Origin of the sequence: Geomicrobium sp. JCM 19038 (assembly GCF_000698125.1) — a bacterium.
Classification (GTDB): domain Bacteria; phylum Bacillota; class Bacilli; order Bacillales; family Marinococcaceae; genus Geomicrobium_A.
On record NZ_BAXA01000014.1, the window covers coordinates 90,452 to 109,550 of the forward strand.

General features: G+C 39.3%; 20 protein-coding genes. 15 read left to right on the forward strand and 5 right to left on the reverse strand.

Annotated features, from left to right (window positions below; translation table 11 throughout):
• Nucleotides 1-2: 2 nt before the first annotated feature.
• The 9 genes from JCM19038_RS21205 to JCM19038_RS16295 all read left to right on the forward strand — a co-directional run bounded on the left by JCM19038_RS21205 (nucleotide 3) and on the right by JCM19038_RS16295 (nucleotide 6,517).
• On the forward strand, nucleotides 3-749 hold the full coding sequence (locus JCM19038_RS21205; protein ID WP_052361826.1) for a hypothetical protein: 747 nt from the start codon (nucleotides 3-5) through the stop codon (nucleotides 747-749).
• Nucleotides 750-760: 11 nt separating this feature from the next.
• Nucleotides 761-1,822, forward strand: a complete 1,062-nt coding sequence (locus JCM19038_RS16265; RefSeq protein WP_042420048.1) for a hypothetical protein — start codon at nucleotides 761-763, stop codon at nucleotides 1,820-1,822.
• A gap of 16 nt (nucleotides 1,823-1,838) precedes the next feature.
• Entirely contained in the window at nucleotides 1,839-2,078 is a 240-nt protein-coding gene (locus JCM19038_RS16270) for a hypothetical protein (RefSeq protein ID WP_042420050.1), read from the forward strand.
• A 100-nt stretch (nucleotides 2,079-2,178) separates the two neighbouring features.
• Nucleotides 2,179-2,328 (forward strand): XkdX family protein, encoded by a 150-nt coding sequence (locus JCM19038_RS22435; RefSeq protein ID WP_152549484.1) that lies wholly within the window; start codon nucleotides 2,179-2,181, stop codon nucleotides 2,326-2,328.
• A gap of 35 nt (nucleotides 2,329-2,363) precedes the next feature.
• Nucleotides 2,364-3,428, forward strand: a complete 1,065-nt coding sequence (locus tag JCM19038_RS16275) for a siphovirus ReqiPepy6 Gp37-like family protein (protein WP_052361828.1) — start codon at nucleotides 2,364-2,366, stop codon at nucleotides 3,426-3,428.
• A 133-nt stretch (nucleotides 3,429-3,561) separates the two neighbouring features.
• A complete protein-coding gene (locus JCM19038_RS16280) occupies nucleotides 3,562-3,765 on the forward strand; it encodes a hypothetical protein (RefSeq protein WP_042420052.1) in 204 nt (67 codons plus the stop codon).
• A gap of 66 nt (nucleotides 3,766-3,831) precedes the next feature.
• Nucleotides 3,832-4,089: a holin gene (locus JCM19038_RS16285; protein ID WP_042420056.1), complete on the forward strand. Its 258-nt coding sequence runs from the start codon at nucleotides 3,832-3,834 to the stop codon at nucleotides 4,087-4,089.
• Nucleotides 4,090-4,091: 2 nt separating this feature from the next.
• Nucleotides 4,092-4,880 carry a peptidoglycan recognition family protein gene (locus JCM19038_RS21210; RefSeq protein WP_052361830.1) on the forward strand — a complete coding sequence of 263 codons (789 nt, stop codon included), beginning with the start codon at nucleotides 4,092-4,094 and terminating at the stop codon, nucleotides 4,878-4,880.
• 254 nt (nucleotides 4,881-5,134) lie between these two features.
• The gene (locus JCM19038_RS16295; protein WP_042420059.1) at nucleotides 5,135-6,517 is read left to right on the forward strand and encodes a hypothetical protein; all 1,383 of its coding nucleotides are present in this window, start codon (nucleotides 5,135-5,137) and stop codon (nucleotides 6,515-6,517) included.
• Nucleotides 6,518-7,868: 1,351 nt separating this feature from the next.
• Here the strand turns inward: JCM19038_RS16295 and JCM19038_RS16305 are convergent.
• Both JCM19038_RS16305 and JCM19038_RS16310 read right to left on the reverse strand, forming a co-directional pair.
• Nucleotides 7,869-8,855, reverse strand: a complete 987-nt coding sequence (locus tag JCM19038_RS16305) for an Abi family protein (RefSeq protein ID WP_042420065.1) — start codon at nucleotides 8,853-8,855, stop codon at nucleotides 7,869-7,871.
• A gap of 782 nt (nucleotides 8,856-9,637) precedes the next feature.
• Nucleotides 9,638-10,510 (reverse strand): Ku protein, encoded by an 873-nt coding sequence (locus tag JCM19038_RS16310; protein WP_042420067.1) that lies wholly within the window; start codon nucleotides 10,508-10,510, stop codon nucleotides 9,638-9,640.
• 107 nt (nucleotides 10,511-10,617) lie between these two features.
• Here JCM19038_RS16310 and ligD point away from each other — a divergent pair, with 107 nt between their 5' ends.
• From ligD to JCM19038_RS16330, 4 genes are all read left to right on the forward strand, one after another.
• Nucleotides 10,618-12,411: a DNA ligase D gene (gene ligD / locus JCM19038_RS16315; protein ID WP_307190052.1), complete on the forward strand. Its 1,794-nt coding sequence runs from the start codon at nucleotides 10,618-10,620 to the stop codon at nucleotides 12,409-12,411.
• A 274-nt stretch (nucleotides 12,412-12,685) separates the two neighbouring features.
• Nucleotides 12,686-13,108 (forward strand): DUF2521 family protein, encoded by a 423-nt coding sequence (locus JCM19038_RS16320; RefSeq protein ID WP_042420070.1) that lies wholly within the window; start codon nucleotides 12,686-12,688, stop codon nucleotides 13,106-13,108.
• A gap of 89 nt (nucleotides 13,109-13,197) precedes the next feature.
• On the forward strand, nucleotides 13,198-13,905 hold the full coding sequence (gene cwlD / locus JCM19038_RS16325) for an N-acetylmuramoyl-L-alanine amidase CwlD (RefSeq protein ID WP_042420127.1): 708 nt from the start codon (nucleotides 13,198-13,200) through the stop codon (nucleotides 13,903-13,905).
• A gap of 61 nt (nucleotides 13,906-13,966) precedes the next feature.
• Nucleotides 13,967-15,022 (forward strand): Mrp/NBP35 family ATP-binding protein, encoded by a 1,056-nt coding sequence (locus JCM19038_RS16330; protein WP_042420081.1) that lies wholly within the window; start codon nucleotides 13,967-13,969, stop codon nucleotides 15,020-15,022.
• Between the two features lie 26 nt (nucleotides 15,023-15,048).
• Here JCM19038_RS16330 and gerD read toward each other — a convergent pair whose 3' ends face one another.
• On the reverse strand, nucleotides 15,049-15,432 hold the full coding sequence (gerD, locus tag JCM19038_RS16335) for a spore germination lipoprotein GerD (RefSeq protein ID WP_052361834.1): 384 nt from the start codon (nucleotides 15,430-15,432) through the stop codon (nucleotides 15,049-15,051).
• Nucleotides 15,429-15,665: a hypothetical protein gene (locus JCM19038_RS21215; protein WP_052361836.1), complete on the reverse strand. Its 237-nt coding sequence runs from the start codon at nucleotides 15,663-15,665 to the stop codon at nucleotides 15,429-15,431. Before JCM19038_RS21215 ends, gerD begins: the two co-directional genes overlap by 4 nt.
• Nucleotides 15,666-15,803: 138 nt before the next feature.
• On the opposite strand from JCM19038_RS21215, the gene JCM19038_RS16340 reads away from it, so the two are divergent.
• Together JCM19038_RS16340 and JCM19038_RS16345 are read left to right on the forward strand one after the other, a co-directional pair.
• Complete coding sequence (locus JCM19038_RS16340) at nucleotides 15,804-16,400, forward strand: KinB-signaling pathway activation protein (RefSeq protein ID WP_042420130.1); 597 nt, start codon at nucleotides 15,804-15,806, stop codon at nucleotides 16,398-16,400.
• 91 nt (nucleotides 16,401-16,491) lie between these two features.
• On the forward strand, nucleotides 16,492-17,778 hold the full coding sequence (locus JCM19038_RS16345; protein WP_042420082.1) for a lysine N(6)-hydroxylase/L-ornithine N(5)-oxygenase family protein: 1,287 nt from the start codon (nucleotides 16,492-16,494) through the stop codon (nucleotides 17,776-17,778).
• A 37-nt stretch (nucleotides 17,779-17,815) separates the two neighbouring features.
• Here JCM19038_RS16345 and JCM19038_RS16350 read toward each other — a convergent pair whose 3' ends face one another.
• A complete protein-coding gene (locus JCM19038_RS16350; RefSeq protein WP_042420085.1) occupies nucleotides 17,816-18,571 on the reverse strand; it encodes a polysaccharide deacetylase family protein in 756 nt (251 codons plus the stop codon).
• Nucleotides 18,572-19,099 lie beyond the last annotated feature (528 nt).

The following is a 19,099-nucleotide window of genomic DNA, read 5'->3' on the forward strand; positions in this document are numbered from 1 at the left end:
GTATGACGCAGTTAGACAGTCGTTTTTATGATGACGGTAGAGAGTACACGGCTAGGGATTGGGGACAAGTGTTTCAGTATCTCGCTGGTGACGGTGTGATGCCTGGCGAAGGGTTGGAGTTTCAAATTACACAAAACAACCCTTTATCAATGGTCGTTCATATTGATACGGGCGTTTGTTTTATTGAAGGGCGCTACGGTCGATTAGAGGAACCAACGAACAAGACAGTTGCAGATTCTAATGAGTCCTTTGATAGAATAGATCGCGTAATCATCAGAATGGATCAAATTAATGGGATGGATATATATATTAAACGCGGTAACGCTTCTTCTGTACCCTCGCCCCCTGATTTAATGCGATCAGAAGCAATATATGAAATTAGTATTGCACAAATTTATGTGAGTGCTGGCGTTAATATAATTGAACAAAAAGACATTACGTATGAGAAAAACAATTACGAAGTATGTGGACATGCTTTGCCATTTAGCTATCTTATAAACAAAAGAATTATGCAAGAGCCGAGAAGAGAAGAATTTATTAGAAATGGTGAAAATTACATCATTCGTATCGAAAATTATGTTGGCGATAAGAGGATTTACGAGGAGGTCTATAACCGGAGTGACAATAACAATATTTCTTATATTGATAGAAATGCTTATGATCCAACAGGGGAGCATTTAGTATTAACATCAAGAGAATACGTTAATAGAAATTCCAACGGTTACATTACAGGAACGTCAAACAGTTAGGAGGTTTTAAAGTGACTTGGAAAAATGAACTCGTCCCTAAATTATTTGAAAGGCGCGAAGATGAACTATTTGTCGCTTTCACTTCTGGCAACCGCGCATTGTTGCTTACATCTTTACAAGCTAGTGATGAGCAAAGAGTGTTAAAGTTATTCTTTAGTCCAGAAAGTATGACTCCAAATGAGATTATTAAAGTACTTGATGATTATAATATACACATTTTGGAAGAGGATTCATTAATAATTAAAATAATTACTTCTGAGTCAACTTCTTATGCAATACGTGAGCATTCAATGCTTAATTCCTATCTTCGTAAGAATTTAGTTCAAAATTATATACCATCCAATCCTAATATCGCATTGTCTAATATTTTGAAAAATGGTGATGAACGGCAAAAAGCTAGATTAGCTTTGGGGCTAACGGGCGCAAGTATAAATGTTTTTAATACCATGAATCAATATCATGAGAGTAATATAGCTTTAAATAGTTTTAGTGGAGCTAGTAGTGATACTGCTGAGTACCTTATTAATGAAGAAGTATTAAATGATCGTTTTATAGGATTAGAGTCTGATAATGATGCTGCTTGGAAAGCTACTGGTTCAGTATCACGAGGTGGAAATTCTAACCATTCAAATATGTCACAAATTGCAACTGAATTTAGGTCGAATGCTAGCGCTGGAGGTTATTATTATGTTGGTTGGCATTGGGGAGGTCAATGGGGAGTTAACGAAGGACACTATGTTCAAGCTGCTACTACTTCAAGAGTGAACTTAGATAATATTAAGAGAATTGTAGTGCATGGAAGAGTGAATAATGGAGGCTCTAACAACGGAACTATGGGTAGACCTATAATTGGCATAGATACAATGAGGAATAGAGCAACATACCAAAATATACCTTATTATACGATGAGAGGTAGTGGATCTGGTGGGGATTTTACATTAACTTTAGATGTTCAGGAAGCAAGAGGTTCGTACTTTATTCTTTTTAGACATCAACATACTGGAAACTACTACACAAATAACGCTCAAAACGTTTGGTCATGGTTTCAACGAGTCTACTTTGAATATATTTAAAATTTGAGGTGTTTTAATGTATTTATTGATTAACGAAGAAGATATTGTTTTCAGTATACATGAAATTAAACCTATTCTTGTACCTGAAGGGTTTTTGTTAGTGGTAGATGAGTATAATGAACATGGATTCAAACCAGGGGATGAAATTGCAAATAGGATAGTAGTGCGTACTATTAGACGAAATAATAAAGGGAAAAGTTATTTAGCTATTGATGGTTATAGTTCTTCGAGGCAAGCACCATTGCGCAAGAGTTAGTAAAGGAAAATCGAGAGTTGAGATTAATGAATGAAAGGTTGCAAAGTTCACAAGATGATCAAGACGACATTATATTCGATTTAGTGTTGAGGAGGTAGTTATGAACGCATACTTTAATTTATTTTTGAGGCAGTGGCTAAGAGGGGAAGAGCATTGCACCACAGACGATTTACAAAAAGCTGTAAAGAAAGGAATATTAACTCAAGAGCAATTTGAGACGATTGCCTCTACAGAACGTAACGCTGAGTAAAGCGTATTTTTTATGCAAAAAAGGAGTTATTGCTCATGTACTCAATCCGAGTTTTTACACCTGATATTGAGTTGCTTGATGAATTTGATTTGTACGACTCTGTGATCTTTAAACGTCGCTGGTCTACGGTAGGAGACTTTGTACTAACAGTAAATCAAAACAATGTGGATGTAAGCAATTTCCAAACGAACAACTTAATCATGGTGGGAAACGACACGAGACGAGCAGGACGCATCTTACAACGCAATCCCAAACTGGATGCTAGCGGTGCATCGAGTGAGTTGTGGGAGATTAAAGGCACGACACTAGAAGGTGTGGTAAAGGATGTGTTAACGCTCGCTCCTAATGGCGTTGATTACGACCGGATTACAGCAAACGCAGAAACAGTCATGAAACACTACATCCGTAATAACCTCACCGCCCCAGATGAGCACGAGAGGCATAAAGGTAGTCGTCAGAAAGAGCAGGTTGTAGTTGCTAACGATCAAGGCCGTGGTAGACGTGTCCAATGGCAAGCCTCTTATAAAAAGTTAGACGAGGAATTAGAGCGCATGTCCACGCTATCTGGTCTAGGTTGGCTCTGTCACCTCGACTATGATCAACGTAAGTGGGTAATGGAGGTCTATGAAGGTCGGGACCTTACAGCAGGGCAGACGGAAAATCCTCCTGTCATCTTTTCACCTGAATTTGATTCAGTAGGCGAGCAAGAGTTTTTAGACTCCATCCTTGATTATGCGACCGTTTGCTATGTAGCTGGACAGGGCGAGGGTGCTGAGCGTCGTATTGTCGTTGTTGGTGATGGTGACGGGTTGGATCGAGTAGAGGAGTTTGTAGACGCACGGGACGTTGAAGAGGAAGTTGAAGACGAAGAAACGGGTGAAATGGTCCCGCGTCCCGTTGAAGAGATTGAAGAACAGCTTTACCAACGTGGAGAAGAACGTTTAACAGAAAAGGCACGAAAGCAGTCATTTACTTGCCAAATCTTGACCGAGTCCCCGTTTCAGTATGAGAGAGACTGGAATCTAGGCGACATTGTAACAGTACAAAATCGTAAATGGGGAGTAACCTTGATGCTAGGATCGAGGATGTCGAGGAGGTGATCGAGCGTGATAAAAGTCGCTCGCTATCTGTAACGTTTGGCAATGACATGCCTGATTTTATTCGATTGGTAAAGAGAGAGCTACGTAAGAACGCCGTGTAGGCGTATTTTTTATGAGCAAAAGGGGGCAAGTGATGTGGGAAGACGTCATCGCATATGGAATTGAATCGGACATCGGGATTTTCGGTGTCCTTTTTATTTTACTTTTAGCCATCCTATGGATTGGTGTTTGGTGGATTATGCGTAAAAACGATGAGAGAGAGAAGCGTTTACAGGCAAGGAACGATGAAGCGAAAAGCGTTATATCGAGGTTATTGATAAGCAAGCGGAAGGTTTGAAAGCCATTAATGACGTCCAAAAGGATGTATCAGAAATGAAGCATATGCTTCTAAGGAGGAATTGAAATGGTTGATATTTTAACATTAGCAACGTTGATAGCCCCTGTCACAGCAGGAGTAGTACAAGGTGTCAAGCAGTCAAAAATTAGTAAACGTCTAGTTCCGTTGGTAGCTTTGATCATAGGACTTTTACTTGGAGTGGCTGCTTTTCCGTTTACAGATTTAGAAGTGGTGGAACGTTTATGGGCAGGCGGCATTAGTGGACTAGCAGCAGTCGGTTTATTTGAGATTGCAAAGCATGTGACACCTGATAAGGAGGAGTAACTTTGATCAAGCCACATTTAAGTTGGGGTAGTTTGACGCGAATCAATAAGGTAAGACGTATCATTATCCACCACCCCGCAGCTGTAAGATACTCTTATCTGCAGATCCATAACCAACATCGCAACCAAGGATGGTCAGGCGCTGGATACAATTATTATCTACAAAAGAATCACCAATATTACGAGCTTAGAGGACTTAATGTAGGCGCTCATGCTGCTAATGAAAACAGTGATTCGCTTGGAGTTTGTGTCGAAGGGAACTATGACGTCGAACACATCGATGAAGAACTATTTTTGCGCTTTGTACAAGAAGTCCGTAAGCTCATGAACCAACATGGTTTAACAGCGAATGACGTATACCGTCACAGCGATGTTGGTAGCACGAGCTGTCCGGGACGTAACTTCCCGTGGACGAGATTTAAGCGCTTGATTGGTCAGGTAGAAGAAGTGAAGTCAGTTGTACACGAACCACAAAAAGAAGAGGTGATCTATGTGAAAGCAGGAGATTTTCAGTGGGCATCAGGTAAAGAACGATTTGAGGAAATCCTTAATCGACACGGCAATAAGAATGAGCAAGAAGCTTACAAGAATGATGAGCTGACCGCAAGTGATGCAATGGGCGTATTAGCAAAAGGAGTACTCGCTCAGCCGTCACAAACCGTGCCAGAAACACACAAAGAGGCTTGGAATGATCTAACTAAGCGGAAGGTATTTAACGGCAAGAATCCGAACCACCCGATCACACGAGCGCAACAAGCTACAGTAATTAAACGCATGGAAGATGGTAAGTAAATGTGATAGATAAGTCACCAGAACAAAAGCTACAATCAAAATTATGAATAAATAGACCTACGTTATTTTTAATGTAGGTTTTTTTCTTTTGTTAAAATAAGAACATACGTTCCATTCAGTTGCTCGTTTGTAGGGCCCACAGACGATTTCGCTAACTAAGGAACGACTGTGACAGGTGTACAAGCAGATGCAAAAAGCCTGTCATAGAGTATTTGGATTCAACTCAGTTTCTAATTCTAACTAGAGGTGATTAAATGACTAACGCTTATGATGTAAGTAAACGAGTATTCCAGCAGTATTTTGTTGATTTTGATCATATGGGTTCAGCGATTGATGAAGGAGTTAAGCAGTATCGTCGTTCTAATGGAGAGATGCGATCTATTTACATGCACGGCGGTTATTACAGAATGGCTCAAATGATGATCTTTTTATCAAGACTTGAATTTGAGGCACGAACTAATCACGGTGATACTGCGCTAGCTAGTCGAGTTCGAGCAGTGCTTAGACGAGGAATTAATGCAATCTATTTGGAGACCAACACTAATAGTGATCAACAAAGTGGTGGGCTTTATAGAGAATACTTTATTCGAGGGAGGTTTCCAGAACAAGATATCTCAACTGCTGCAGTTGGAGCAGTGGCTGCAATGTGTGCAATTATTAAAGGTCATGGATACAATTTAATGGCTGGTATGCACAATACCCGTACAGATATTTTGTATGAACAAACGTTTGAATGGTTTGGAGCGTATCATACAGAAACAGGTCGTTCTTTATTAGATGATTCTGGACTGTCGCCTAACCGACGTTCATTCGAGAATATGATGGCTGAATATAAGGTAGATACCCTTGCAGGAGGAATCCCTCATAGTTACGCAGGTTTTAATGCTACTACTTGGTATGGTTATGCAATGGCAATGGACTCCTACATGAATAACAACGGAGATCCTTACTCATATACAGGTCCAGGAGGAGCTTCATATGTACGTATGCGAAACATTGGTCAATACATCGTCAATGCTCTAGTTTACGATATTAGCCAAGGTAGCTATACTGGAAAGACCATGACAACTGGAGGAAGACGCCCATACCTTATTGCAGGTTACACATCTTGGTCGACAATGCACTTAGGGATGATGGCATTCGGTACAGTTCACAATCGACAATTCCACGAAGAAGTTGACTCCATTTTCCAACAAGGTGCTAAAGATCTGCAAGATGGCTACATCGTCATTGGTAACCGCCATTTGTATAACCTTCGCGGAGAAATGGTCACAGTTATTCCAGATAATTTGAATCCTAATATGTCTATTCGTCAGAACACCACAGACTACCCTACTCATATGGCATCAAGTGTTGGCCGTCCAGTGGACAAAGGTGGTTTCCTTGCTAACATGAACACAGGCGATGTTCAAGGGAACCAACCATTTACAGACTGGTGGACAAACCATATCTACTCATTCTATAGTGATTCAGCAAATCACGATACTGCGATTGAATTCTCTATCGCTTCTGATTGGAGAGCAAGCGTACGCGGTGCAGATCGAGAACGTTCAGCGCATCAAATCACAGAGCCTAACTTCTTGCGAGGATTAAATGCTCTTGGTCACGGTATGATGAGACGTCTTACTTTTAACTAAAAGGTAAAAGTTTCTAGCTATATAGTAATGATTAAACAAGACTAAAGTGCTATAATTAAAGTCCATCATTTGCTCGCACTGGTCGAGCGATTGCCCCGTTACTTAACCGTGCGGGGTTTTTTTATGCAAAAAAGCGCACTCGGGGTGAATGCGCTCAATGAGAGAAGAACTCGTATACCCGTTTCAGGTATTAAATATTATGTTAAATTAAACCAGTTTTATACATAATCTTGGGTTTAAGTTTTTTCCCACACATCACCCTTTATAAGAAATCGTAATCCAGCAAGTATTAACCCTAGAATTAATCCAATTAAAGTATAAGGAAAAATTGATTCTATAGATATTGGTGCATTTTGTGTAAGTCGGAAAATGATTTGAAAAATGGTCATTAATAAAGCACCCGCAACAGTGAATACTATAAAGTTTCTAACTCCCTGCCTGCTCATAGTGACCCCCTCTAAAAATTATGAATGTATTAGAGTATTGCTTCCCGTGTTTGGAATATTTAAAACTAAAACTAAACAAGCATTAACTCAAATGCTAGAGTGATAATTAAACAAAAAGCACGCCCCATAGAGGGGCGCGTCTAGGATGATGTATGCATTTACGTTTGATTAGGAGTGGACAGTAATAACTTATCCCATTATTGGAATTATATACATTGTTACATAAAAAAACACGCCTCATTTAATTGAGACGTGTACAACCAGATTATCATAACGTAAGACTGCTAAGAGAGAGGCATTTATATAATGCGCAAAAGTAACGGCAACTATACATCAATTTTAATGCACGCTCAAAAAGAACATGCCCGCAGAATTGATATAGGTTCGTGGACTAACCATAGTTATAAGATGCCCGAATTACATCAGAATATATCAATTAGTTGAAAGTTTATTGACATACAGAAAGGATAACAGTAATTTTGAAGGGGGACTATTGGTTGGTTAGTGGTTCTTACATAAGAAGTCTCGGATCAGGGGGTCCGAGGCTTTATTTGTTTAAATAAAGGAAACACGCCAAGGAGTCAAGGCGTGTCAACTGAATATCATAACCTAGGTATCTCGGGAGAGACATTTTGTAGTATGCGGAATAACTTATAAAATATACAAAAAAGCACGCCCCACAATGGGACGTGTCAAGGTTGATGCGAGAACAAAACAAAGGGCTGCTGTACTACAATTATGTACAAGTTTTTGATGAATTATACATAAAGAGGACACGCCCCATAAAAGCGACGTGTCAATGTATGCATATACGCGGGAATTGGATCGGACATTTATAAAATCCCCGTTTGTTAGAGATATATGCATACCCTGTTGAAGTTTACTAAAATTGGTTCCTAAACTTACTATAATCCAAACTTACCCATAATCGCCTGATAAAAATTGCTTGGTAATCTTAGTTCTTTTAATATTTTTTCATGTTGTATTGGCTGCTTTTGTTGGTAATCATTTAACTTGTTATTTATCTTAATTATAAATTCAAATAAATCCCTTGGATCAGACAAGAAAAACAGCGCTCCGATTACAAGTGCTGAAAAGTCACTTTGACCTTGTCCTTGATTATACTTTGCTCGATTAATATTGAGCACTTCAAAGTGCTGAGAGTTATAAGGTAGTGAAACTCTAGGACTATAATTGTATATTCTTCCCCCATGAGCAGCCCAGTTTCTGTATTGATTAAATAATTTCATACTCGCCAGAAAAAATTCTTTGGTTTCGTCATTAATATCATCTTCGTTCATGATATGGCGGATTGTATTTGTTTTTACATTGCTCTTTGACAGTTTATACAACATTACTAACTCCCCGAAAGTTAAATCTTTAACTAAAATCCAAGGAGGAATATTTCCATACTTTTTTTTGTAATATATTAAAGGTTGTACTTTTGGTTTTTTGGTTTTCTTATCTATTTTAGAGAAGAGGTTGTCTCTTTCGTACCTATTGTTATGACGTTGAATTTGACCCATTTTAAAGTTGTCCTTGTTCAGGTAACAACTTTCTTGTTCCCCATAAATTTCAGCTATAGAATACGAAAGACTAGAATAGAACCTTGTTTCAATATCTAATAAAAGATGCAAAGTGCAGTTTCTTAATTCTCTATCAACATGAAATAACTCATAAATTTGTTCAAATGTAGTTCCTTCAATGTATTTATCATCTTCGTCGTCACCTTGAATAAGGAACATATCTTTATAGCCATTTATCAAATCATAATAAGTAGTTTTAAGTAGTTGCTTCTTCGCGAAATTACGATCTGGTATTATAAGCCCGCGACTTTCCAATTTTTCTAATTGTTTATCCAAGTTAATAAAAGGTTTATCTAAAACTACCAAAAATCCCCCTCATTTCCTTTTAGTACTATTGTACTTGATGAGGGAAAAGAAAAAAACCTCCATTATAGTTTAACTATAATAAAGGTTTTCCCTAGCCGAAGACGGCCCTTTGATTTATTGTATTCATAATAACTCTCCTATATACTGATGTCAAATAAAAAAACAGGAAAATACTCGCTTTTGGGGTTAATTAGCTCATGTTAGAATATACTTTTCAGAACATTCAATCCTTAATTCCCCTATACCTTAAGGCTTAGTCATTCAAAATCTGATATCAAAATTTGGGAAAATAACTTTTTTATATTTTATTAATATTACTTATGATTTCGAACTTCAAATAATGTATATCTCCACTACCCAAAAATCATCTTTATGCTTAATGGTAATTTGTTTATCGGCATTATTTACATCTGTGATTTTCCCAACAGCATATCGTGTTCCTTCATTAATATAAGTAACGCTAATTTGGTTCTTTAGTGATCGTGAAATACAGTGGTGAAAGTGAATAATTACGTATTTATTTCTATTTCACACTCTTAAGTGGTATAATTGATTAACATTAAGATGATTTGTGATATTAAAGTTAACGTAATTGAATACTTATATTTGTTGGTGAGGTTGTTTAAAAACCTGTGGATAACTAGCCGTAATAATCAAGTAATATACAAAAGCGTTTGTGAAGCCTGATTATATGCGAACCCGCAGTTACCGAAGCGTTAAGCAATCGATTCGAAACAGCCAGAAAGGGTTTTCCCTTACTGGCTGTTTTTTTGTATTCAACTTTAAGACGTTGCTTTTTTCTTCGCTGTTGATGTCTTTGTAGTCGCGGGCTTTTTGGCAGCGGCTTTTTTCTTTGTTCTTGGTTTCGGTTGATTCTTCTTTGCTCGGTTAATGGACTTCTCTAGTGCTTCCATAATATCGGTGACGTTATCAGGTGTTGATTTTGTTTCTTGTGATACAGTTACTTCTTCAGCGGAAAGCTTTTCTGCAATTAGTGCTTCTAATTTGATTCTGTAATCGTCTTGATACTTTTCTGGTTCAAACTCTGTGGTGAGTTGTTCAATGAGTAATTTGGCTGTATCGAGTTCTTTCTTTCCGATCTCTTCGTTTTGTTCGGGAATGTTAGGGACGTCTTTTGTAGACCGCACCTCATCAGGGAAGTGAATGGTTTCGACAACGAGAGCGCCTTGATAAACGCGAATTACAGCAAGTTGCTCTTTTGATCGGATCATCATTTTGGCGATGCCGATTTTTTGAGTGTCTTTAAGCGCCTCTCTTAGTAACGCATAAGCTTTTGATCCTCCTTCATTAGGGGATAAGTAGTAGCTTTTACTAAAGTAGATGGGATCGATATCATCTAGTTGTACGAAGTCAATAATCTCAACGGCTTTGTCTTCTTGATCGTTCTTTAATTTCTCAAGTTCTTCGTCATCGAGAATCACGTATTTGTTTTTTGAATACTCATAGGCTTTTACGATGTCATCATTTGAAACTTCTTCTTCGCAGTTGGGACAGACTTTCTTATATTTAATCGGGGTCTTGCATTTTTTGTGTAGCTGACGTAGTTGAATATCTTTGTTGTCAGTTGCTGCATGCATTTTTACAGGGATGTTAACGAGTCCAAAGCTAATTGTGCCTTTCCACATCGTGTGCATGATGCATCGCTCCTTATAAGAAGTAGTTTGGATTTGGGAAGATTTTTTATACGAGTGGAATAGTAATTTGCAGGAATTAACACAACCTACTCAAAAGGTGGTGAACGATGATGGATGTCATGAAACCCATTATAAGTGAAACAGTTCCAACGGGAGATGAATGGTTGTATGAAATCAAGTACGACGGATTTCGATGCCGTCTGATTTGGACACAAGAGACGGTTACACTGCTTAGTAAAAACAATCACGATTTGAACGAGCGGTTTCCGGAAGTGGTGGAGTGGTGCAAGTCGAATGGTCAACATGTGAAAGACTACTTACCTGTAGAAATTGACGGGGAACTAGTCGTGTTAAATCATCGTTATCAAGCAAACTTTAGCCTCATTCAAGTACGTGGACGGATGAAGAGCACTGAACGGATTCAAGAAAAGGCGAAACTAAGACCTGCGACTTTGATGGCGTTTGATCTAATTCGGTATGCTGGCGTAAAGATACGTGATCTCCCACTTGAAAAGCGTAAGGAACAGCTTAGTACAATTACAAATCGCCTTCCTAATGACGATCGGTTTCGTGTTGTCGATACATTTACGGAACTTCCTGTCATAGAAAAGTGTGTATTTGATTATCAATGCGAAGGAATTGTAGCGAAGAAGAAAACGAGCGTTTATCAAAAAGGAAAGCGACATTACTATTGGTTAAAGATAAAAAACTGGCGTGTCATTCAAGGGATAATAACACAGTATAATCCGAGCAATGGTTACTTTACAGTGCAGGCTTATGAGGACCAACGTTCTTCATTAATTACGATAGGCAAATGTAAGCACGGTTTATCGAAAGAGTCATCTGCAATGCTCCACGAACTTTTTCAACAAAAAGGTGAAGAGCAAAACGGGGAATATCATTTACCACCTGCAGTAGTCGGGAAGATTCGCACGCTAGGTGTGGAATCTGGTGAGATGCGTGAGCCGGAATTTGAGCAAATCGATCCGAGCATTCAAGTAAAAGACTGTACAGTTTCACAAGTAGAACTTGATTTGGCGCAGTTTCCTGGGAGCGTTCCTATCAAGAATTTGCAAAAGGAACTTTGGCCTCGCCTTACGAAAAAAGATTTGTTAATTTATATGCGTCACATTGCTCCGTACATGTTGCCATTTCTTAAAGACAAAGCATTGACGATTATTCGAGCGCCTGACGGGGTCACAAAGGAAACGTTTTTCCAAAAGCAAATGCCGGATTATGCTCCGCTTGATTTATTAGAAACGACTGAGGCTAGTGAAATTGTTTGTAACCGGCTAGAAGGTCTTCTTTGGCTAGCCAATCATGGTTCAATTGAGTATCACGTTCCGTTCCAGCGGGTCTGTTGCGAACGGCCCAATGAGATCGTCTTTGACTTAGACCCACCGGATCGAAACCATTTTTATTTAGCGATTCATGCTGCTCAACTTCTAAAGCGAATTTTAGATGATCTTGACTTAATCTCTTTTGTGAAAACATCTGGAAATAAAGGCTTGCAAGTATTCATTCCAATCAAAGAAGGAAGTGTAACGTATGAAGAGACGGCACTGATTACCGAAGGGATTGCAAACATAATGGTTGAGGCTTATCCAGACAACTATACGACGGAGCGATTGAAAAAGAATCGGAACGAGCGACTGTACGTTGACTATGTGCAGCATGGGAAAGATAAAACGCTTATAGCTCCGTACAGCCCAAGGTTACAAATAGAAGGAACGATTTCTACTCCGTTGTATTGGCATGAACTAACCGAGGATTTAGACCCGACAAACTATACATTGAGCAATGTCGTGACACGTGTGCTCGACATCGGCTGCCCTTTTGCGACATATTCCGCGGCTCGGGAGCAACAACGAATGGAACCATTACTGCGTTTAGTAAAGTGAGCCTAGCCGTCCCACTAATTTTTAGTGTCTTTGTTTAGTGAAATAGTTTTTTTTAAAAAAGAGGGGTGCTCAGTTCATGATCGCGATGATTGTTGGAACATGTATGGTTGTTATTTACGGCTTTGCCGTCTCATTTATATTGTTTCGGTATGATATTACGATGGTGTAAAGAATGGATTATACCGCTCAAATGTTTCCCGTGAAACATTTCCTAATGGCATTCCCAGTTATGAATTAAAGCGATCTTCTCATACTAATTAGTGAGGGGGAGCAGATGGGAGCTGTTGTATCGTTTCAAAAAGAAAAACGAGCTAGGGAATGGGAGATCGAGAAATCGTTGCTTCATACACTTAGCATGGACGATCTCGTCCGTGCTTCGGAACAGTTTCTCGTCCCGATTAACGAGAAGTTCCGTTTTCGCCAATCCTTTTTAGAAGAAGTGTGTATGGATGTAGCGATTGAAACATTTTTATATGCTGCAAAAGCTGGAATCAGTGAGGCAAAAACAAAGAAAAAACAAGCAGACCCTAATCATCTAGAGTCAAGAATTACAGAGCTAAACTTGTTTATCTCTGACTGGATTCAAGATGATTCCGTCGATTCTAGAAAGGTACTCGAAGGCGCTTCGCTTTACGTTTCGTATTGGTGGAATCTAGGCTTTCAAACAGGTCTTCAGCGGGGGAGAGTTAAGGCTTAGGGGATAGGCATATGCCTGTCTCCTTTTGCATACATTGAACTATCCCTTCGTAAAGGATGTTTGGACATGAAAAAACGAATGAAGTTCGCTTGGATGTTAGTCATACTTTTTGCAGGTGTGATGGCTTACAGTATGTATGCCCTTTTTCTAACGAAGATACATCAACGCTTGAAATGCCTTTAAGTGGAAATGTCATTATCTTAGACGCAGGTCACGGTGGTGTTGATGGGGGTTCAGTGGCAAAGAGCGGTACGTTAGAAAAAGATGTAGCACTCGATATTTCTTTGAAATTAAGGGATTACTTACAAGCTTCTGGGGCGCTCGTGTATATGACGAGAGAAGATGACTCTGATCTTGCCAATGAAAGTACGAGGGGTTTTTCAAATCGAAAAACTGAAGATTTGAAAAGTCGATTAGAAATTATAAATTCGTCGAATGCGGATTACTACGTCTCACTCCATCTAAATGCAACGCCATCTTCAAAATGGCGAGGAGCACAAACATTCTATAACCGTACGTTTGAAGAAAGTAAGCTTATGGCAGAAAGTGTTCAAGGTGAAATGGTTCGGCAATTAGAGAATACGAATCGTTCCGCTTTGCCGATTCATAATATATTTCTAGTGGACCGTGCTGAAATTCCAGGAGTTCTTGTTGAAGTAGGTTTTTTATCGAATATCCAAGAAGCGGCTGATCTTGGCACTGAAGAATATCAGGACAAAGTAGCGGCGAGTATTTATCAAGGAATGCTACGGTATAAAGTTCCAGAATTAGCAGAAGAGAATGAGGCAGGAAACTAAAACCAACCTTTCAGGTATGATACAATAGTGTCGGTATACACTTGAAGGGAAGGTGTCAGGGTTGTTAAACGAAAAGGAAATTATTGAAGTACTTAAACCAATCCAAGATCCGGATTTGAATAAAAGTATTCTCGAAACGGGCGGAATACGAGAAGTAAAGATTAAGGGCGAGAACGTAAGTTTGAAAATTGCCTTAGCCCAAACAGGTACAGGCGGTCAGATGAAGATCCAGCAAGACATCGTTGCCATTGTTAAGAAACTAGGAGCGGACAGTGTTGGCTTACGTTTTGAGCAATTGACTGATGAAGAGATTGAACAACATCGTGACCCAGAACAAGAAGCAAAAAGTGCCGGTCTTCTAGATCCGGATAACAAAGTTAAATTTATTGCCGTTGCAAGTGGAAAAGGTGGCGTTGGTAAATCAACAGTATCCGTTAACCTTGCTGTATCGCTTGCGCGAGAAGGTAAAAAAGTCGGAATCGTTGACGCAGATATTTATGGTTTCAGTGTTCCGGATATGATGGGGATTGAACATCGTCCTACCGTTGAAGGTGACAAAATCCATCCTGTTGAGCGCTACGGCGTAAAAGTAATTTCAATGGGCTTCTTTGTAGAGGATAATGCTCCTGTTATTTGGAGAGGGCCGATGCTTGGAAAGATGCTTACGAACTTCTTTAAAGAAGTTACGTGGGGAGACTTAGATTATTTAATTCTAGACTTGCCACCAGGAACAGGTGACGTTGCCTTGGATGTTCACACGATGCTTCCTGAATCAGATGAAATTATCGTAACGACACCACATGCAACAGCTGCTTTTGTAGCTGCACGTGCTGGCGCAATGGCGATTAAGAGTAACCATCGAATTCTCGGCGTTGTAGAGAACATGGCTTATTTCCAGAGCCAAGCTACAGGAGAGAAAGAATATGTATTTGGTCAAGGCGGTGGTGAACGTCTAGCTGAAGAATTAAAGACAAACGTTATTGGACAAGTGCCACTCGGTCAACCAGATATTGACGAGAATGATTTTGCACCATCAGTTTATGCGGCAGATCACCCAATTGGAGAAATATATGGAGAGATTGCTCGTCGAGTAATTGATAAGAAGGAATCTCAATAAACAAAGAAGAGTAAAGTCTAAGGGCTTTACTCTTCTTCACTTTCATTAGAATTTTCATCTTCTGAGCTTGACTCACGATTGTTGCCTTCTTCTGAATCAGAGTTACCTCCGCTTTCACTTTCACTTGCGATTTTTTGTAAAGAAGCTTGGAAGCGAGGGTTTTGCATGGATTCTTCAATAACGGTCATGATTTGTTCTCGAAATTCTTTGCTTTTCATGAGTTCAAGCGTTGCTTGTTCCATTTCTGGGTCGTGCATGACTTCCATCATCATCGTTTGGTAATCAGGATCTTTCATGAGGCGTTTTAACACTTCCTCATTTTTCGTTTGCATGCTGTCGGCCACTTTAACGCCAAACTTAGGATCATCAATGAGTTGCCCCCAAAAGGCTTTTCCTTCTTCAGATGTCAAGGTATCGTGATCGTATCTTGGACGAACGACTGTTCCATGACGAGTGACGTTTGGAATTCTTCTTCTGTAAGAACCTCTCGCAATGCTTGTTTTCCTTCTTCGGTTTTAATGACATCAGCGACCATTCGTTTCGTTTCATCATAATCAGCTTGTGCTTCGCCTTGATAAGCTGCACATCCTGTGAGAAGAAGTGTCATCGTAAATACAATGAGTATAGATAAGTGCTTCTGCAACAACAGATCCCCCTTTCGCTTTTCGCTTAATTTGTGCAAATGGTGACAAAATATGCAACGCTTTTAAGGTGAACTGGCTTTTTGTCAATGGGCTTGTTAGAATTAAAAGGGTGTGAATCTGTACTAAGGGATGATCGTGTGAATACTAGAAAAGTTGTGTTTTTATTCTTCACGACAATGATAGTCGGTGCAGTTGGCGGTGCCATTGTCGGTATACCTTTAAGATGGGATGCTTTCCAGGGTGAAGGGTTCTGGAATTTCTTCTGGGGAACGATATGGATGCTTGGAATTGGAGCTGCCATTAGCATTGTTGCACAAATGGGTTACTTTGCTTACTTAATCTTGCATCGCTTTGCGTTATCGCTATTTAAAACCGCAAAGCTTTGGAATTTGGTTCAAGTTCTTTTAATTGCATTTGTATTTTTTGATCTTGTCTATTTGCGTTATATTGCTTATGCAGATGGTGAACCTTGGACTGCCTATTTATTAACGCCGACATTGTTGCTTATATACGCGTTACTGATTGCCTATTGGAAGATGAAAGAAACGAATTATACAGCATTTATTCCAGCAACGTTCTTTATGTTTGTCATTACGACAATTGAGTGGGTACCTGCGTTAACGGTTCAACAAGTCAACGATAGCGAATGGCTTTGGATTTATCTTGCGCCATTGTTATTTGCTAATACGTATCAATTAATTGCGCTACACCGTATTCAACGTTCAAAGAAATAAGTACGACACGAGCAGACGCTCGTGTTTTTTTATGCGTATTTTTAAGGGAAACGGGTATGGATAAGGGAACGTTAAAAGGGGAGTTATTGAAATGAAAACAATCGACTATGATGTTTTAGGTGTGGGTATTGGACCGTTCAACCTAAGTTTAGCGGCAATATGCGAAGAAGGGACCGATTTAAACGTCGCTTTTTTTGATGAGAGTCCGGAATTTAGATGGCATCCAGGAATGTTGATCGATCGAACGGACTTACAAATTTCTTTTCTTGCCGATCTTATTACTTTGGCAAATCCGAAGAGCGTGTATACATTTTTGAATTATGTTCATGAAACAAATCGCATGTTTCCATTTTATTTTTTTAAAGAGTGGAACATTCCTCGTAAAGAGTACGAAGCGTATTGTCGTTGGGTAGTAGATCAATTGGGAAATTTACATTTTAACAAAAGGGTTATTGAGGTCATTCCTCACGAAGATTATTTCACGTGTGGAATCGTTACGGTGGATACAGGTTCGGTAAATTACGTCACAAGTAAACACGTTATAGTCGGGACAGGCAGTGAGCCGCTGTTACCTCCTGGTATTGAAGATAATAAAGATCAATCATTGATTCATTCAAGTTTATACACGTTTCATGCAGATCGTGTTAAAGAGAATGATTCGATTGTTGTAGTAGGTTCGGGGCAAAGTGCGGCAGAAGTTTTTTATGACTTACTCGAATCACAAAAAGAATACAACTACGAGTTAAGCTGGTATACACGTTCTCCAGGATTCTTTCAATTAGAAGAAAGTAAGCTCGGTCAAGAGCAATTCACACCAGACTATGTTGATTATTTTCATCAGTTACCATTTGAGCAACGACAAAAGACACTAGAGTCATTAAGTAATTTACGGAATGGTGTAGAAGGGAAAACGTTGCACAATATTTATGAGCTACTATACCATCGAACATCAATCAATGATATTCCAGTTACCATTCAGTCCTCTACTGAAATTGTAGAAGCAAAAGAGGACGAAGGTGGCTACAACTTGTATTGTAAACATGGACAAACCGAGGAAGAATGGAATGTGCATGCAAAGGCTGTAGTTTTTGCGACAGGCTACAAACCAAATATCCCAACGTTCCTTGAAAGCATGAGTGATGAGCTTGTCTATGAAGCGGAAGGGTTGCATAAAGTAACGAGAGATTATCGTTTAGTTTTTAAATCAGAGCGAGATGTTAACTCGAACCTATACATGTTGACGAACTTAGAGCATTCGCATGGCACGAGTGCAACGAATTTAGCGCTATCGGTTACTCGAAACTTGGAAATTATTCAGTCAATCACCGAGCAACATTCGTATAAGACCGATCGCAGCACCCCTTTTCAACAATTTTAAGAGCAGTTCTTATGCGAACTGCTCTATTGCTTACAAATTACATTTCTTCGTAACTAGCCTCTGCCCCGCTAATTAACATTTCAAGTGAAACGAACTCGTAGTTTGCATCTTGCAATTCTTCAATAATGAGTGGCAAGGCTTCTACGGTTTGTTTCGCTGAGTCAGATGCATCAAGCATAATGACGTCACCGGGCGAGAGTTCATCTTGGATGTTTGCTAAGATTTCATCGACGCCAGGATTTTGCCAGTCTTTCCCGTCAGTTGCCCAGTGAATGACAGAGTAACCGAGGTTTTCAGCTGCATCGAGAACATCTTGATTAAAAATACCTGCAGGTGGTCGGAAGAACACAGGTGCTTCGCCAATCGCATCTTTTATGCTTTCGTGTCCTTGCAACATATCTCTGCGCATCTCTTCAATCTCTTGGTCAGGGTAAGGTTTGAAGCGGTAGCCGTAGTTTCCAACTTCATGTCCGTCATCAATCATTCGCTGAAGTGTTTCTAAATGACGTTCCGACCAGACACCAGACACGAAGAACGTAGCATCTACATTTTTATCTTCAAGTATATCTAAGATCGGCTCAACATTTGCTTCCCCCCAACTTACATTAAACGTCAAACTCGTTTTCTCATCCTCAATGTCAGCACTAGAGAATGCAACTGAACCATCTTGACCTGAGAATACGGCTAAGAACGGTCGATCCATTAGAAGAATACAAGCGGTACAAAACGCTACCATTGCGATAAATAAATACTTTTTCCCTCCCCGACGATTAACGACGTAAAACTGAGCCATTAACAACCCCTCCTTGTACAAAGCATTCCTTAGGTTATCTATATGAGAAAGCGGACAAGATATAACTAAAAAGGAGGCGCCAGATGATTGGTTTATTAATTACTGATATAGAAGAAATGGAGTTAAGAGATTTGTTAAAAGAAGAATTACATCGGATAAGGAAGAAAGAGGAGCAAGCAAAAGCAGAAGGGGTATAGGAAAGAGTATTGAGGAAAAGAGGAAGATTATTGAAGAGTTGTATCAACGTATGGCGACAAAAGAAGAGGTAAGAAGATATAAATCTAAGAAATTCTAAAAAAAACTTCAAAAACCCTTGCATAATATGGGGGATAATGATAAATTAAATATCCGCCAGTCAGGCAAGCAACAACAAAACGAGCTCACAAAAAACTTTTCAAAAAAAGTTATTGACGAAGAGCTAAGCCTGATGGTAAGATATTCCTTGTCGCTAACGAAAGCGAAACGGTCACAAAAAACTTTTTAAAAAAGTTGTTGACACGAAACGCTGAAAAGTGATAAGATAATAAA

Bases quoted from the DNA above. Each gene is read 5' to 3' on its own strand.
- JCM19038_RS21205 (WP_052361826.1), top strand. From the start codon at position 3: ATGACGCAGTTAGACAGTCGTTTTTATGATGACGGTAGAGAGTACACG.
- JCM19038_RS16270 (WP_042420050.1), top strand. From the start codon at position 1,839: ATGTATTTATTGATTAACGAAGAAGATATTGTTTTCAGTATACATGAA.
- JCM19038_RS22435 (WP_152549484.1), top strand. From the start codon at position 2,179: ATGAACGCATACTTTAATTTATTTTTGAGGCAGTGGCTAAGAGGGGAA.
- JCM19038_RS16275 (WP_052361828.1), top strand. From the start codon at position 2,364: ATGTACTCAATCCGAGTTTTTACACCTGATATTGAGTTGCTTGATGAA.
- JCM19038_RS16280 (WP_042420052.1), top strand. From the start codon at position 3,562: ATGTGGGAAGACGTCATCGCATATGGAATTGAATCGGACATCGGGATT.
- JCM19038_RS16285 (WP_042420056.1), top strand. From the start codon at position 3,832: ATGGTTGATATTTTAACATTAGCAACGTTGATAGCCCCTGTCACAGCA.
- JCM19038_RS16295 (WP_042420059.1), top strand. From the start codon at position 5,135: ATGACTAACGCTTATGATGTAAGTAAACGAGTATTCCAGCAGTATTTT.
- JCM19038_RS16310 (WP_042420067.1), bottom strand. From the start codon at position 10,510: ATGCACACGATGTGGAAAGGCACAATTAGCTTTGGACTCGTTAACATC.
- ligD (WP_307190052.1), top strand. From the start codon at position 10,618: ATGATGGATGTCATGAAACCCATTATAAGTGAAACAGTTCCAACGGGA.
- JCM19038_RS16320 (WP_042420070.1), top strand. From the start codon at position 12,686: ATGGGAGCTGTTGTATCGTTTCAAAAAGAAAAACGAGCTAGGGAATGG.
- JCM19038_RS16345 (WP_042420082.1), top strand. From the start codon at position 16,492: ATGAAAACAATCGACTATGATGTTTTAGGTGTGGGTATTGGACCGTTC.
- JCM19038_RS16350 (WP_042420085.1), bottom strand. From the start codon at position 18,571: ATGGCTCAGTTTTACGTCGTTAATCGTCGGGGAGGGAAAAAGTATTTA.